This window comes from Rufibacter roseolus (assembly GCF_017916365.1).
Taxonomy (GTDB): Bacteria; Bacteroidota; Bacteroidia; order Cytophagales; family Hymenobacteraceae; genus Nibribacter; species Nibribacter roseolus.
In genome coordinates, this window is the sequence record NZ_JAFMSU010000003.1 from 1123470 (window position 1) to 1139892 (window position 16423).

Genomic DNA, 16423 nt, shown 5'->3' on the forward strand with positions numbered 1-16423 from the left:
TAGGGGCAATCCCTTTTGATTGCCCTTCGCTGTTTGGCACCTAAAAAGCTATTACAACAGATTGCCTGCTCCCACGCTGGCGCTAGCCTCCGGCTCGTGTCCGCACGCATTCCTGACACTCTTCCCCGGTATGCACCTTCGCTACTGAAAGTCGAAATCTTGCACCTCTTCCATATAATTGTGTAAAGCCTCCGGGCGGGCCAGTTTCTAGCTTTGCCTCTCCACACAGATGAAAAGAGATGCAGGAAACTTGGCAAAAGCAGGAAATCTACGACGTTCTGGTGATCGGGGCTGGTCAAGCAGGACTGGCCTTGGGCTATTATCTGCACCAACGGAAAAAGAACTTCCTGCTACTAGACGCCTCCCCAAGAGTGGGCGACTCCTGGCGGAACCGCTATGATTCCCTGCGTCTGTTCACCCCTGCCCCCTACTGCAACTTGCCCGGCTGGCCGCTGGATCTACCCAAAGACCATTACCCCACCAAAGACGAGATCGCCGGTTACCTGGAACAATACGCTCAACGTTTTCAATTGCCTTTGGCCTTGGAGCAGAAAGTAGTGGCATTAACTAAAGCCAGCGGCATTTTTCAGGTACAAACCCAAAAGCAATTGTTTCAGGCCAGGCAAGTAGTCATCGCCACCGGGCCTTTCCAGACGCCATTTGTACCCAACTACGGCACAAACCCTACTGATAGTGTTCTGCAACTGCACAGCTCCCAATACCGCAACCCGGTGCAAATCCCTGCCGGGAAAGTATTGGTAGTGGGAGCAGGTAACTCTGGGGCGCAGCTTGCCGTGGAACTGGCCCACACGCACGAGGTGCACCTGTCCGTGAAAAAGCCACCGAGGTTCTCCTCCCTCCAATTGCTGGGCCGAAGTGTTTTCTGGTGGGCTACCAAGACCGGAGCCATCTACGCGCCGCCCACTTCCGTCCTCGGGAAAAAGATGCTCAAACAAGCCGAAGTGATCTATAGCCGTGAGTTAGAAATGCTGCTACAAAAAGGAGAGGTTCCACTCCGCCCGGAGATCAGAGCATTTGACCAGGAGCAAGTCATTTTTCAGGATGGTACCCAAACTTCCTTCACCAGTATTCTTTGGGCAACGGGTTTCAGACCAGATTACAATTGGCTACAGATCCCCGGGGCAATAGCGGAAAACGGTGCTCCTGTGCACCAGAACGGAATCAGTCCATTAGCGGGATTATTTTACCTGGGCCTTTCCTGGCAACGGAGCCGAGGCTCTGCCCTGCTATTAGGCGCGGGCAGAGATGCCCAGTTCATCGCGCAACAGTTAAGCTGAAACCATTATCTCCTGCACTTTCTTCCAACGGAACCATGAATGAACGTCAACCTACTCCACCCAGGAGGGGAGTATCAGATAAAGTAGACCTGTCACTACACGCAAAAGCAGCTGAAAAAAATAATTACTCTCAAAAGGGTCAGGGTTGGGTTTCTCACGCGCTATGGTTCCTGTTTTCGACCTACTTTTTAGTAAACCCGCCAAAAACAACCATTCCTTAAAATTATGTAACTCTGGATATACAAAGCTGTAACGACCCCGCCTCTTGCCAGCCGTATCTTTGTCATAGAAATTGAAACTGACGTTAAACCTTACCGATATGGCAACCCTTACAAGTGAAAAAACCAAGCCTGCCATAAGGAACACCTTCCCTATAGATGGCATGAGCTGTGCCGCCTGCGCCGTGAGCGTGGAATCCATGCTGCAGGCCCAGCCCGGCGTGCAAAGTGCCGCCGTGAACTACGCCAATAAAACCGCCCTGGTAGAATACATCCCCGGCACCGATCTACATCTGCTGCAGAAAGCCATCCAGGACATTGGCTATGACTTGTTGCTGGAGAAAGAGGAAGCCACCCAGGAAGCCCAACAGGCCCGCGAAGAGGAAGCCTACCGCCGTATCAAAACCAAAACCATCTGGGCTGCGGCCTTGTCGCTGCCGGTGGCGGTCATTGGCATGTTCTTCCACCATATGCCCTACGGCAACTGGATCATGCTGGCCTTCACCCTGCCGGTGGTGTTCTGGTTCGGGCGCAATTTCTATGTGAACGCGTTCAAGCTGGCCCGCCACGGCAAAGCCAACATGGACACGCTGGTGGCGTTGAGTACCGGCATCGCGTTTCTGTTCAGTGCCTTCAACACCATTTATCCTGAGTTCTTCCTGTCCCGCGGGCTGGAGCCGCACGTGTACTATGAGGCCGCCACGGTCATCATCGCCTTTATTCTGATAGGGAAACTGCTGGAGGAAAGAGCCAAATCCCGCACCTCAGGGGCTATCAAGAAGCTGATGGGCTTGCAGCCGAAATCGGTGAAGGCGCTGCGCAACGGACAGGAAGTGGAACTGCCCATTGAACAAGTGCTGGTAGGCGATGTGTTGCTCATCCGGCCCGGCGAGAAGATTCCGGTGGATGGCCGGGTGGTGAGCGGTTCCTCGTTCCTGGACGAGAGCATGATCAGCGGCGAGCCCATTCCGGTGGAGAAAGCCGCCGGAGACCAGGTGTTCACGGGCACCATCAACCAGAAGGGCAGTCTGCAGATCTCGGCGGAGAAAGTAGGCGCCGAGACGCTTTTGGCCCAGATCATCAAAATGGTGCAGGAAGCGCAGGGTTCCAAAGCACCCGTGCAGAAACTCACCGACAAGGTGGCCGGCATCTTCGTGCCCATCGTCATCGGAATTGCGCTGCTCAGCTTCGCGGCCTGGTACTTAATGGGCGGCGACAACAACGTGACGCACGCGCTGCTGGCTTTGATCACGGTGCTCATTATCGCCTGTCCGTGTGCGTTGGGGCTGGCCACGCCAACCGCCATCATGGTGGGCGTGGGACGTGGCGCCGAGAACGGAATCCTAATCAAAGACGCCGAGAGCCTGGAGACCGCCCATAAACTCACCGCCGTGGTGCTGGACAAAACCGGCACCATCACCAAAGGCAAACCCGAAGTTACCGAGCTCATCTGGACTGCTCCCCAGGAAGCCCAGAACGAGTTGGCTTCGGTGCTGCTGACGTTGGAAAATCAATCGGAGCACCCGCTGGCCGAGGCGGTTTCCAAATACCTCACGGAGCAAGGCGTGCAAGCCGCGACCTTGGAGCAGTTCGCTAGCGTGACCGGCCGGGGCGTACAGGCGCGATACCAAGGGCAGACGTTCTGGCTAGGCAACGAGAAACTGATGCAGGAGAACGGCCTCCGTTTCTCGGCCGATTTGGAGAAAACCGCCCAAAAACTGAAATCCAAAGCTAAGACGGTGGTGTTCGCCGGAACGCAGGGCCAGGTGGTAGCGCTCATCGCCATTGCCGATGCCATCAAGGAAACCTCGGCGCAGGCTATAAAAGACATGCAGCACCTGGGCCTGAACGTCTACATGCTCACCGGCGACAACGCCCAAACCGCCGCCGCCGTGGCGCAACAGGTAGGTCTGCAACACTTCAAAGCCGAGGTGATGCCCCAGGACAAAGCCGATTTCATCCAGGAACTGCAACGCCAGGGCCAGGTGGTGGGCATGGTGGGCGACGGCATCAACGACTCACAGGCCTTGGCCCTGGCCGATGTAGGCATCGCCATGGGCCGCGGCACCGACATCGCCATGGACGTGGCCAAAATCACGCTTATGCACTCAGACCTGCGGGCCATTCCTAACGCCATCAAACTGAGTAAAGCCACGGTACGCACCATCCACCAGAACCTGTTCTGGGCGTTCATTTACAACGTGATCGGGATACCGGTGGCAGCGGGTCTGCTCTACCCCATCTGGGGCTTCCTGCTGGACCCCATGCTGGCGGGAGCGGCCATGGCCCTGAGCTCGGTTTCTGTGGTTACCAACAGTTTGCGCCTTCGGTCGTTAACTTTGTAGGATTGCTGATTGATGATTGTCCTTTGCTGATCCTTCCGATTCCTAATTTTTACTTCTTAATTACTCCCATATGAGCACCCTTAAATTCAAAACCAATATCAAGTGCGGTGGCTGCATCAGCGCCGTGACTCCTGCTTTAGACAGCACCTCCGGTATCCAGAACTGGGCCGTTGACACCGCCAACCCAGACAAAATCCTGACCGTGGAAGGTGATGTTACAGCAGAGAAAGTGATCCAGGCAGTAACCAAGGCTGGCTATACTGCCACCCCGGTGCAGGCTTAATTTCCTGCTCGGCTTAACAAAAAAGGCCGCCTGAAAGATCAGGTGGCCTTTTTGTTTCTGGGGCTGGCTACTCCTTGTTCTTTTCCTTGGGAATGCAGTTTTCCAAAGCGGAATTCGGGTTTGAAGCGTGGCAGCTTTAGGCTTCTTTTTCAGAAATCGGCTTTAAAACATGGAGGCATTGTTTGCCCAAACAGATAAGTAGTCAGATTTATGAATAAGTTTGCGGGCACATCGTTTACAGGTAACTTCCCCCCCATCGGCATGGCAAAATATCTTCTGTTAGGGTTCTTTCTCTTTTTAGGCTTCACCAGTACTTGCCAGGCTCAGACCGGAGATTCGCTCAAAACCCAGACGGGCACACACCGGTACCTGCTGCTATCCAAAACCGGAACCCTGACCCGGTTCAGAATCTACCCTGGCGAGACGATCACCTTTAAGCGGTTCAAGGACGAAGGCCTGCGCACCCAGACCGTATTGGATATCAGGGGGAATTCTTTCTATGTGGAGGGGCTTGAAGTTCAGCTGAAAGACGTGGAAAAAATCAGACTCCGGAACCATACCGGCGGCCGGAAAGTAGCCAACTTTGCCGGGCTGTTCCTCAAGACCGCGGGCACCATCTTCACCCTAGTAGGCGCCATCAATACCCTCACCAACCTCAATGACAAAGCTGACCGGCAGGATGGTTTACAGACCATGGGTACCGCTGTGGTGCTATATGCCGCCGGAGAAGGCCTGCACGTATTAAGAAAAGGTACTTATACTATTAATGAAAAATGGACCCTGAAAGTCATGGAGATGTACTAACCTCTCCTTTCTTCCAGGGTCCATTCCCTGTTTTTGTTGGGCTTTCCTGAAAACAGCCTCTAAATAGAACTGATCCTTCCTTACCAAGCCATATTCAAGCAGTAATTACCAGTCACGCATATCGTCCCCTTTGAAGGGGGTAGGGGGATGATTACTCGTGCAGGTCACGCATTCCCGAAATGTAGGGGCAATCCCTTGTGGTTGCCCTTGCACGGTAGCAAGAGATGGACGGTTCTTCAAGCGCCTTTGTCATCCCCCTACCCCCTTCAAAGGGAGACGGAATGCGTGTACTTTTAAATTGTGCTGTCTACTTAAGAACTGCAGGAGAGCATGGAGCAACCGGCTTTCTGGCTGGCCCAGTCGGGGCGTTTGGCGAAGAGCTCGTCGTGGTGGCGGGAGTATGGGTCTTTCATGGCTTCCTGCAGTTTCAGGAAGAGCTTGTTCTCGCCGCGTTCCAGTTCTTCTATGGCTTGGTGCAGAAGGTAGTTCCTCAGGATGATTCTGGGGTTGGCTTTCCGCATGCGATCCTTTGCTTCTTCACGGGTGCCAGTGTTGGCTTTAAGGCGGGTGGCGTAATCCTGCATCAGGGTGAACAGCGTGGCGCGCTCGCCTGCTTCAATTTCCCGGTAGAAGCTATCCTGGAAATGCGCGGTCACCTCGGCTTCGGTGCCTACCTCCTCTGGCAGGTCCATGAGCAACTGGAAGAGGATGGTCATGTCCAGGTTAAGGGTGTAGAGGGTATCGGTGAAGCGGGTGATGAGTTCCTGGTCGCCTTCTTTCACCTGGTCCAAGCCCAGTTTTTGGGCCATCATGGCGTAATACTTCTCGTGGAAGATGTCGCTGTAGGTTTCCAGCACGGCGACCAGTTCCTCGGTGCCCGGCAACAGAGGCGCGATGGCGCTGGCCAGGCAACCCAGGTTCCAGTACGCAATGGAAGCCTGCTTCCCGAAAGCATAGCGGCGGCCCGGCAAATCGGTGGTGTTGGGGGTGAAATCGGGGTCGTAGTCGTCCAGGAACGAGAATGGACCATAGTCAATGGTGAGGCCCAGGATAGACATGTTGTCGGTGTTCATAACGCCGTGCACAAAGCCTACGCGCATCCACTCCACCATGAGCGCAGCTGTTTTCTCCATGATTTCCTTAAACCAGGCCAGAATCCGGCCCTCTCCCTGTAAATGCGGATAGTAGCGGTCAATGGTCCAGTCTACCAGTTTTTGGAGGTTCTCGTTCTCTCTTCTGGCGGCCGGCATCTCAAAGCTCCCGAAGCGCAGGAAACTAGGGGCTACCCGCATCACAATGGCACCGGGCTCAAAAGCAGGGTTGCCGTTGTAGAACATATCACGCAGGACCTGGTCGCCGGTAGACACCAGGCTCAGGGCGCGGGTAGTGGGCACACCCAAATAGTGCATAGCCTCGCTCATAAGGTATTCCCGCACCGAGGACCGCAATACGGCCCGTCCATCGGCCCGGCGGGAATAGGGCGTGAGGCCTGCGCCTTTCAGCTGAAGTTCCCAGGATTTCCCGTCTGGTGCCACCCACTCGCCCAGCGTAATAGCCCGACCATCGCCCAACTGTCCGGCCCAGTTCCCGAACTGGTGTCCGGCGTAACAGGCAGCGTACGGGTACATGGAAGGCGCTACGTGGTTTCCACCCAGAATGTCGATGTCCTTCTGATCAGTGGGTTTCTCAATGCCCAGTTCCTGCGCCAATTCTTCTGACCAGGCCAGTAACTCCACTTTCCTGACCGGGGTGGGCAAGGCTTTGCTGTACAGGACGCCCGGTGTCTGGCGCGGTTTCACGTTGCCGCTGTCATCACCGTCAAAGGCCTGAACAAACTCATTTTTATATTCTTTTTCGCTTAAAGACTGCATACGTTTCTGGATATAAGTGCGCTTCCGGCTAGTTGTCCTTTATTTCACAAAAGATACCAGCGGAGCTTTCTTTTAACAGAAATAAAGAGAAAGTAGTTGAGTTTAGCCCTCAATCTTTTTCAAAGAACGGGTTTCTGTTAGAAGATCCTATCCCTACCCTATTGCGGCTCTGGTTTACCAGATGATACTCTCTTCACCAGAAGCATCTCCGCCTTACAAACACAGGCAAATTCGTCCTCAGGCATCTATTGATGGGCTCATATCCAATGATGGGCTCATATCCAATTGGCTTCGGCAAAAACATGGTGTTGCGGCAAATACCTACGTTAATCTTTCCTATCTTTAAATCCATTACTTACCTTATTTACAATATTTTAACTATAACCAGTTTAGAATATTACTTTGTTTACACCAGGTACTTATTGGCAGAAGGGAGGCTTATTATGACTTACTGTTTAGGAATAAAAGTGAAAGAGGGGCTGGTTGCCATAGCAGACACCAGAATTACCGCGGGCTCTGACACCACAGAGAAAAAGAAAATATACATTCAGCAACATGGGCAGCATTCGCTCTTCATCATGACCAGCGGGCTCAGGTCGGTGCGGGACAAAGCGGTGCTCTACTTCCAGGAGCTCATGGAAAGCGGGCCCGGGCACAACAAGCTGTACAAAGCGGTCAATGACTTTGGGGCGCAGGTAAAACGGGCAGCCAAAGAAGACAAAGAAGAGCTGGAACAGGCGGGCCTCAGGTTTAACCTGCATACCATTATTGGCGGGCAGCTGAAGGATGACGATGAGCACAAACTCTTTTTGCTGTACCCAGAGGGCAACTGGGTAGAACTGGGCCAGGGCGCCCCGTTTGTGGTGATTGGCAACTCCGGCCACGGCAAAGCCATCCTGAACCGCACCCTAACCGATGATTCTTCTATGCAACTAGCCCTGAAAACCGGTTTTTTATCGTTTGACTCCACCCGCGTCAGCGCCAATGACGTAGACTTTCCCATTGATGTCGTGCTCTACCGTGCCAACAGTTTTGAGATGGTAGAACACCGGTACACCAAAAAAGACCTGGAAAGTATCTCTGAACAATGGGCCTCTGAACTGAAATCTGCCTTGAACAAAATCCCGGACACCTGGATGGAGGCTGCTTTCAACAAGATTCCCGTGCCTACTGAAGACCACCTATGAAATTAGCGGTAACTGTCAAGATGAAGTATGACATCATTTCTTCTTCGTCGGTCATCTTGAGCATTTTACCCTTCAAATCAGAAACGCAAACTGTAGGGGAGGAGGTCTTTGAGGCGGTGCCCGGCGTAACCATGCAGGAAGTACTCGCGGCGGCCGGCGAAAAGCGCATGAAAATCCTTGACGTGCCAGACGCCGGCACGGTCACGTTTGCCTTCTCAGCCAAGGTGGAGAATGAGATGAAAACCATCGCTGCCGAACAGCTGGCAGATGTGGCTATCCCGATGATGCCTGCCTCGGTGCTGCGGTACCTGCACCCCAGCCGGTATTGCCAGTCAGACCGCCTGTACAAGTTTGCGCACCATAAATTCGGGCACATTTACCACGGCTTTAACAAGGTCATGGCCGTGCGCGACTGGATTCATGAAAACGTGGAATACAGCGGTGGTTACACTACGCCGCATACCTCGGCCTTTGACACCATCACCGAACAGGTGGGCGTCTGCCGTGATTTCGCGCACCTGGGAGTGGCCCTGTGCCGCGCGCTCACCATTCCGGCCCGTTACGTGACCGCGTATTCTTACAGATTACAGCCCCAGGACTTCCACGCCTGTTTTGAGGCCTACCTAGGCGGCCACTGGGTTCTCTTGGACGCTACTAAAATGGCACCCCTCAACGGAATGGTGAAGATAGCCTCCGGCGCCGATGCCACCGAGACCGCTTTCGCCAGCACTTTCGGCAACCTCCAGTTCCAGGACCATGAAGTAAGCGTCACCCTGCTAGATTCTGATTTTGAAGCAGTAGACAGTGATAGCACCTCACAAGGCTACTCGTTTTCCTAAAGGCAAGACAGCGTTTTAGTGAGTGTTTTGTTTAGAGGGCAATTTCCTGAAAACAGGCTAAAACCAGAGCTAAACTGATTTAAGCCTGTTTTCAGGAAATCGATTAGGAATCAGATGCACTTGTTTCTGAAGCCTTTCCCAGCAACTTTCATCTTATTTATTTTTCCTGGATACCCACGGCATCAGCTTCCAGACTTCCATCAAGGTCACGGCGCCAAAGGCCAGACCGGCGGCTTTCTGCCATTCTTCCCACCCGAAATCCGCGGGAATGGAGAAGATAGGCCGAAGCGCCGGCAGCACCGTAAGCCCGTACAGTCCGAAGCAGAGCAGCACCGCGCCCCACAGGTATTTGTTTTGGAAGAACCCGGCCCCGAAGGCGGTTTGGGTGTTAGAACGGGCCGCAAAGGTCTGCAGCGTACGGGCTAGGATCAAGGTGGTAAAGGCCATGGCCACGCTCATCTCCGGCGATTGCTGCAAGCCCAGCCACTGCGAGACAATCACCGCCGTACCGATGAGCAGCCCCCGCATGAGCACCGAGCGCAGGGTATCGCCGGCGAAAATGCCTTCGTTGATGTCCCGGGGTTTGCGCTGCATCACGTTAGGTTCCGGCTTTTCCACGCCCAACGCGATGGCGGGCAAAGAGTCATTGAGCAGGTTGATGAACAGCAACTGAATGGGCGTGAACGGGTTGATCCAGTCCAGGGCCAAAGCAAACAGGATGGCGATGATGGCGCCCAGGTTCCCGGCAAACAGGTAAGCAATGGCTTTCTTGATGTTGTCAAACACGGTCCGGCCCACGGCCACGGCACTCACAATGGACACGAAGTTGTCATCCGTGAGGATCATGGCGGAAGCGTCTTTGGCCACATCGGTGCCGCTGCCCATGGCAATGCCAATGTCGGCTTGTTTCAGGGCGGGGGCATCGTTCACGCCGTCGCCGGTCATGGCGGTGATCTTACCTTTCCGTTGCCAGGCGCGCACAATCCTGATCTTGTTTTCCGGCGACACGCGGGCGTACACGGCAATGTGCTCCAGTTTCTGGTCCAGCTCTTCTTCAGAAAGGGCATCAAGTTCCTGGCCGGTCAAAGCGATATCGTCCTCGTCCATTAACCCGATGTCCCTCCCAATGGCCTGCGCGGTGGTCTTGTGGTCGCCGGTGATCATGACCGTGCGGATGCCGGCGCGTTTGGCTTCCTCAATGGAAGAGTACACGGCCTCGCGCGGCGGATCAATCATGGCTTTCATGCCCACCAGCACCAGGTCGTTTTCGTCTTCAAAGGAAATGGAGGCCCCATTAGAAAGCGGTTTGTAGGCGAAGGCCAGCACACGGAGCGCCCGGTTGGAGAAGTTCTCGTTCTGCTCCCTTACCTCTTCTTGGAGTTCCGGGGTGAAGGGCTGCTCCTCGCCGTCAATGAGCACGCGGGAACAGCGGGAGAACACCACATCGGGGCCGCCTTTGGTCAGCATCAGCCGTTGCCCTTCAATAGTGTGCACGGTAGACATGAGTTTGCGGTCAGAGTCAAAGGGCAACTCGTCTTCGCGCCCAAATTCCTCCCGCAATTGCTGGTAAGGCTGGTTTTTCTTGTTGCTGAAGGCGATAAGGGCCACCTCCGTGGGGTCGCCCAGTTCGGCGCCGTCTTCGTTGATCTGGGCATCGTTGGAGAGCACGGCCACCTGCATGAGCCTTCGTTCCTCGGCTGTCCACCGCGAGGGGTCATCAGGGAATTCGTCTTCTGATTTGCCGGGCACATAATAGTCTACCACCGTCATTTTGTTCTGGGTGAGCGTGCCGGTTTTATCGGTGCAGATGACGCTGGTGGAGCCGAGGGTTTCCACGGCGGGCAGTTTGCGGATGATGGCGTGGCGCCGGGCCATTTTGTTTGTGCCCACCGCCAACACGATGGTCACGATGGACGAAAGCGCCTCGGGGATGGCGGCCACTGCCACGGCTACGGCAAACATGAAGGCTTTGAGCAAGGCTCCGGTGGTGTCCTGGGCCGCGGTACCAGTCCAAACGCGGAAGGCCTCCACCCCGAAGATGACGATACACAGCGCCAGAATGACCCAACCTAATTTTTTGCTGAAATCGGCGAGTTTGCGCTGTAGCGGGGTTTGCTTTGACTCGGCGGTGGCCAGCAGATCAGCTATTTTCCCAATCTCGGTTTTGGTGGCAGTAGCGGTGACCACAAACGCACCCCGGCCGTAGACCACCAGCGCGCCGCTGTACACCATGTTTTTGCGGTCGCCCAGGGCCACTTCCTCCGGAATGGGGTTCACGTGTTTTTCCACGGGCAAAGACTCGCCGGTGAGCATGCCTTCATCGGTGCGCAGGGAGCCGCTCTCCAGCAAGCGCCCGTCGGCGGAGACGTAATCGCCGGCCTCCAGCACTACCAGATCGCCGGGCACCAGTTCGCGGGCCGGAATGGTGTTGGTGACGCCTTCGCGCAGCACTTTGGCCGAGGGGGCTGACATCTGGCGTAGGGCATCCAGGGCGCCCTCGGCTTTCTTGGTCTGTACCACACTCACAATGGCGTTGAGCACCAGCACGGCAAAGATGATGACCGCTTCTATAACTTCGCCCAAGACCAACTGCACGGCGGCGGCAAACAGCAGCACAATCACCATGGGGTCTTTGAAAGTCTCCAGCAGTAGTTTCAGGACAGAGTCTTTCTCGGCCTCTTTGAGTTCATTGTAGCCGTGGGTCTGGAGCCGGGCCTGGGCCTCGGCGGCGGTGAGTCCCTGGGGAGAAGATTGAAGTTCCCGCAAAATCTCCTCTGTGGGGCGTTGGTAGAAATCCATGGAAACTGGGTTTGGTTTGAAGTAAAAAGCAGAAGTCCCTGTCTGCTTACCCGGTACTACGGAAAAAAACGACAAGCCTCCGGTTTCTAGTCACTATTCTACCCTGGATTGTACCTGGTTCTGAGCCGATTTGCCAAAAACAGCCCTAAAACGAATTACCCCAACAGGGCTTCCATACCGGCTTCGGCGCGGGACGCCACAAACTCCGCTATCCTCAATTCTACCAGATCCTGGTACACGAAGGGGTCTTCCTGCATGAATTCCTCTACCTGGGCTTTGCTGTCTGCCTTGCAGAAAATGAGGCCGCCGTCGCGGGGTACCTTTCGGCCCGAGGCCAGGAACAAGCCATTAGAAAAACCTTTCTCCACAAAGGCCATGTGCTCTGGCAGGAACGGTTCTATTTCTGAAAACGGCGCTTTATAGGTGAGTTCAATCAGGAACATAGGATTAGAAAAATTAGACGCGGGTAAAACTACAGCATCTTTCGTCTACTTCTTGTTTTGGAGCCGTTTTCCGGAAATGGGCTTGGAAACAGCGCTTCAGGATTCAAGCCAGCCAAGGCGCCATCTTACAACCAGCTTGTCTACAGGGCTGCCGCCAGCATGGTCTCGCCAAATAAAAGCAGGCTGGCCAGGGAAGCCGCTTGTTGCCTTATCTCGCGTAGGGCCGTGGACTCATACAACATTCCTTTCAGCGGGGGGCCTATGGCAAACAAGTTCTCCACGGGCAAACCGGCAGCATTGAGCACATTCCCCTCCTTTGTAGCCGTGATGCCCATTTTTAACTCATCTGCCTGCATCAAACCTTGCTCCAGCAGTTGTTGAATCAGCGGGTGCTGGCTTTTTGTGTAATCACAGAGCGGCCCGGTGCAGTTGATAACCATGGCTACCTCCAGCGTTTGGGTATCGGTGCTGTGCCTTTTCCTGATCTTTGCTTGCGCCATCTCCCCGTTGGCGTGGAGGTCTACCAGGGAGGCGGCCTTGACCTCTAACTGACCTTTCTCTTGGAGTTGCCGGAGCATGAAAGAAGAGGAAAGCGGCATGCGGTGCCGGTGGATTTCCCAATAGGGTTTTACATGACGCAGAAACTGTTTTTTCTCTTGGAGCGAGAAATTCTGCCAGATACTGGAGAGGGAATCGCGCAGGGCATCTACCACGCTGTGCCAGGAGTATCCCTCTTGGGCGGCTTTGCTGATCTCTTTTCTGAGCAGGCGCATTGCTTTCAAAGGAGAAAGAGGATTCTGTAGACGCACCGGAGCCAGAGGGTAAGGCACCGTGTCTACCTGATGGGCCTGCGGAAGCAAGCCATGCCGGGACACCACGTATATCTTGCCTTGGTGCCCTTTCTTGACTAGGCTGCCTACCAAATCCACCATGGTCAGGCTGGAGCCCAGGAGCAGAACAGGGGCCTGAACGGGCAGCTCATTCAAAATCTCCGGAGACCAGGGCGAGGCTTTGTACAGAGGGCTTCTGTAGAAAGGTTTGTTGGGAATGGGAATATCAGCGGGCGGCAGGTTACCCAGGGCCAGCACCACTTTCTGCACAGACAACCAACTCCCGGTATTGAGGGACACCACAAAGGAAGGGCCACTGGTTCTTCTTCCCAAAGAGATCACCTCTTGGTTTACCCGCACCAACTTCACGCCTTCACAGGCATTGGCTTCCGCGGAGGCCAGGCAATCTTCCACGTAGTCGCCGAAAATACACCGCGGGATAAATGCATCTGGAGTCACAGGCGAAGGCAATTGACCAGCATAGGTGGTTTGGTGCTCCCGGAGCCAATCCACGAAATGATCAGGCACATCCGGAAACAAGGTCATGCGGGACGCCGGCACATTAAGGGGTTGGAAAGGCAGACTGCTGCTGTAGGCCACTCCCCGGTGCAGTTTCCGGGCCTCTTTTTCCAGCAAATACACCGTGGTGGCTTTCCGGGCTGCCTTCAACAGGTGAATAACCGTCAGGGTCCCACTTAATCCTCCTCCAACAATGGCGATGCTTGTATGCTCCATATGGTCTGATATAAGCTGTAAAGAGAACGCGATGGGGGTGACGTGCCGAAACTTGGCCAAAGGAGTTGGCGGAAAGAATGCCGTTCAGCGAGTCCGTACTTATACGAGAGTTGCCGGAGGTGGTTAAGCGGCAACTGGGCTTTAATTTCAAATGCTTTTCCCTCACTTGCCCCTAGACTTTCAGCTTATTGCCCTTGTTTATGGCTTCCGGCCCCTTCCAGCGAACTCAAAGGTAAGGTCGGCTGTTTCTTAAACAAATACCCGGAATTCCGTTTCTAGGCTGTTTTCCAGAAATCAACCCTGAAACGGACCCACCTGTGCTTAACGCAAGACTCAGCACTCCTTTCACTACCTTTGCCCAAAATTGATACCCTTGACTTCCGCTCCTAAAATCCTGCTCATAACGCCGCCGCTTACGCAGCTGAACACGCCCTACCCTGCCACCGCCTATATCAAAGGTTTTCTGCGCGGCCGTGGTTTTGACGTGACCCAAGCCGATTTTGGTCTGGAGTTGGTACTGCGCCTGTTTTCCCGCAAAGGCCTGAACCAAGTGTTTCAAGCCATTCTGGACGGCACCTACGAACTATCGGATAACAGCCAGCGGATGCTGTGCCTGCGCAAATCCTACCTGGACACCATTGAACCGGTCATTCGTTTCCTGCAGGGCCGCGACAGCACGCTAGCGCACCCCATCGCCATGGGTTCATTTCTGCCAGAGGCTAGCCGGTTTCTGCAGTTAGCCGATCTGGAGGAAGCTTTCGGGACCATGGGCATCACTGATAGAGCCCGGCACCTAGCCACGCTGTACCTGGAGGATTTAGCCGATCTGATCAAGGAGACCGTGTGCCCGCACTTCGGTTTTAGCCGGTATGCAGATAAACTGGCCCTCAGCGCCACGTCCTTTGACCCGTTGGAAGAAGAACTGCAAACCGAGCCTAATCTGGTAGACCAGATGCTACTGGATTTGCTAGCCGAACGGATGCAGGAAGTGCAGCCCGAGGTGGTAGGTTTCTCCGTTCCTTTCCCCGGAAACCTGTACGGTGCGTTGCGGTTGGCGCAGTTCATCAAGCAAAAGTACCCGCACGTGAAAACGCTCATGGGCGGCGGTTACCCCAACACCGAACTCAGAAGCCTGCGCGAGCCCCGCATTTTCAAATACATTGATTTCATCACACTGGATGACGGCGAAGGTCCGTGGCTCAAACTGCTGGAGTTTTTCCAGGGCCAACGCGACGTAGAGCAACTGCAACGCACCTTCCTGCTGCTGAACGGTGAGGTACAGTATCTCAACGGCTCCACCGATGCCGACATCCCGCACATCGAGGTAGGCACGCCTGATTACAGCGACCTGAAAATCCATGAGTACCTGAGCGTGGTGGAAGTACTCAACCCCATGCACCGCCTTTGGTCAGACGGCCGCTGGAACAAGCTCACCGTGGCCCACGGCTGCTACTGGAAACGCTGCTCCTTCTGCGACATTACGCTGGATTACATTTCCCGCTACGAGACCGCCCCGGCCACTTTGCTGGTCGACCGTATTGAGCAGATCATCGCACAGACGGGCCAAACCGGTTTCCACTTCGTGGACGAGGCCGCGCCACCGCTTGCCCTCCGAGATTTGGCCATTGAGCTGCTGCGCCGAGGCGTGAAGATTACCTGGTGGGGCAACATCCGCTTCGAGAAAACCTTCTCCGCTGACTTATGCCGTTTGCTGGCCGCCAGCGGTTGTATTGCGGTGTCGGGTGGATTGGAAGTAGCTTCTGACCGCCTCCTGGCGAAGATGGAGAAAGGCGTGAGCATCGCCCAAGTGGCCCGCGTCACCCGCGACTTCACCGCCGCCGGCATTATGGTGCACGCGTACTTGATGTACGGTTTCCCTACGCAGACGGCCCAGGAAACCATTGACTCTTTGGAAGTGGTGCGGCAACTTTTTGAGCAGAACGTGATTCAGAGTGGATACTGGCACCGGTTCTCCATGACCGCCCATAGCCCTGTGGGTAAGAACCCTGAGAAATACGGCGTAGTGAAAGTGGGCCCAGAACCCGGCTTGTTTGCTGATAATGATTTGTGGCATGAGGACCCGCAGGGCGCTGACCATGAACTCTACGGGGCTGGTTTGGCGAAAGCGCTATACAACTACATGCACGGCATCGGGTTGGAAGAACCGCTTTCCTTCTGGTTTGATTTCAAGGTGCCACGTGCCTCCCACCCGAAGAACATGATTGCGCAAGCCGTAGAAGCCATTGGCAAACCTGATTCTGAGAAGCAGAACCTCCGTGTGCTGTGGCTGGGCAATGCCCCGGAGCTAGAGGTGGTGACCAAAACGAAGAAAGGCCGCACCTTCCAAAACGCTCTGCTCACCTTCACCGAGAAAACCGAGGAGTATGAAATCCGCACCTCGCCGGAAGTTGGCCAATGGCTGCATTCCTGGCTCACCCGCCTGTCAGAAGACCTCGGCACCAAGTATTTATTGAAAGACCTGGCCGTTGATTATCCCGAGGGGCATATGTTCACCTTCCAGGAATTCCTGATTACGGATACTTGGTTGGATATGCGGGAAAGAGGGTTGTTAGTGGTGTAAGGCTGTTGGCGCAGACGCTCGCAGGTCCTCCGGACGCTACGAGGTCTTTTGAGCAAACGCTATTGGTTCTCGTATATGGGTAGATGCAGAAGACAAAGGAATTTGAGCCTTGTAAGTTCTATCATGTTTATACCCGAGGCAATAACAGCGAAACGGTTTTCGTGAATCAGGAAAGCTACTTTTACTTCCT

At 54.6% G+C, this 16423-nt stretch carries 11 protein-coding genes; 7 read left to right on the forward strand and 4 right to left on the reverse strand.

What is annotated here, in order from left to right:
- Positions 1-239: 239 nt before the first annotated feature.
- The 4 genes from J3P35_RS20575 (at position 240) to J3P35_RS20590 (ending at position 4948) form a co-directional block, all read left to right on the forward strand.
- A complete protein-coding gene (locus tag J3P35_RS20575) occupies positions 240-1298 on the forward strand; it encodes a flavin-containing monooxygenase (RefSeq protein ID WP_210466598.1) in 1059 nt (352 codons plus the stop codon).
- A 319-nt stretch (positions 1299-1617) separates the two neighbouring features.
- Positions 1618-3861, forward strand: coding sequence for a heavy metal translocating P-type ATPase (locus tag J3P35_RS20580; protein WP_210466599.1), 2244 nt, complete (start codon positions 1618-1620; stop codon positions 3859-3861).
- 70 nt (positions 3862-3931) lie between these two features.
- Entirely contained in the window at positions 3932-4144 is a 213-nt protein-coding gene (locus tag J3P35_RS20585; RefSeq protein WP_210466600.1) for a heavy-metal-associated domain-containing protein, read from the forward strand.
- Between the two features lie 261 nt (positions 4145-4405).
- Positions 4406-4948, forward strand: a complete 543-nt coding sequence (locus J3P35_RS20590; RefSeq protein ID WP_210466601.1) for a hypothetical protein — start codon at positions 4406-4408, stop codon at positions 4946-4948.
- A 311-nt stretch (positions 4949-5259) separates the two neighbouring features.
- On the opposite strand, the gene J3P35_RS20595 is transcribed toward J3P35_RS20590, so the two are convergent.
- Positions 5260-6819 (reverse strand): protein adenylyltransferase SelO, encoded by a 1560-nt coding sequence (locus J3P35_RS20595; protein ID WP_210466602.1) that lies wholly within the window; start codon positions 6817-6819, stop codon positions 5260-5262.
- Positions 6820-7262: 443 nt separating this feature from the next.
- On the opposite strand from J3P35_RS20595, the gene J3P35_RS20600 reads away from it, so the two are divergent.
- Both J3P35_RS20600 and J3P35_RS20605 read left to right on the forward strand, forming a co-directional pair.
- Positions 7263-8006 (forward strand): peptidase, encoded by a 744-nt coding sequence (locus tag J3P35_RS20600; protein ID WP_210466603.1) that lies wholly within the window; start codon positions 7263-7265, stop codon positions 8004-8006.
- Positions 8003-8845 carry a transglutaminase-like domain-containing protein gene (locus J3P35_RS20605; protein WP_210466604.1) on the forward strand — a complete coding sequence of 281 codons (843 nt, stop codon included), beginning with the start codon at positions 8003-8005 and terminating at the stop codon, positions 8843-8845. Before J3P35_RS20600 ends, J3P35_RS20605 begins: the two co-directional genes overlap by 4 nt.
- Before the next feature lie 153 nt (positions 8846-8998).
- Here the strand turns inward: J3P35_RS20605 and J3P35_RS20610 are convergent, their stop codons facing one another.
- The 3 genes from J3P35_RS20610 to J3P35_RS20620 all read right to left on the reverse strand — a co-directional run bounded on the left by J3P35_RS20610 (position 8999) and on the right by J3P35_RS20620 (position 13652).
- Positions 8999-11644 (reverse strand): cation-translocating P-type ATPase, encoded by a 2646-nt coding sequence (locus J3P35_RS20610; protein WP_210466605.1) that lies wholly within the window; start codon positions 11642-11644, stop codon positions 8999-9001.
- Positions 11645-11799: 155 nt separating this feature from the next.
- A complete protein-coding gene (locus tag J3P35_RS20615; RefSeq protein WP_210466606.1) occupies positions 11800-12087 on the reverse strand; it encodes a YciI family protein in 288 nt (95 codons plus the stop codon).
- A gap of 140 nt (positions 12088-12227) precedes the next feature.
- A complete protein-coding gene (locus J3P35_RS20620; RefSeq protein ID WP_210466607.1) occupies positions 12228-13652 on the reverse strand; it encodes an FAD/NAD(P)-binding protein in 1425 nt (474 codons plus the stop codon).
- 373 nt (positions 13653-14025) lie between these two features.
- Between J3P35_RS20620 and J3P35_RS20625 the strand changes: the two genes are divergently transcribed.
- Complete coding sequence (locus J3P35_RS20625; RefSeq protein WP_210466608.1) at positions 14026-16233, forward strand: B12-binding domain-containing radical SAM protein; 2208 nt, start codon at positions 14026-14028, stop codon at positions 16231-16233.
- The last annotated feature ends 190 nt before the right edge of the window (positions 16234-16423 follow it).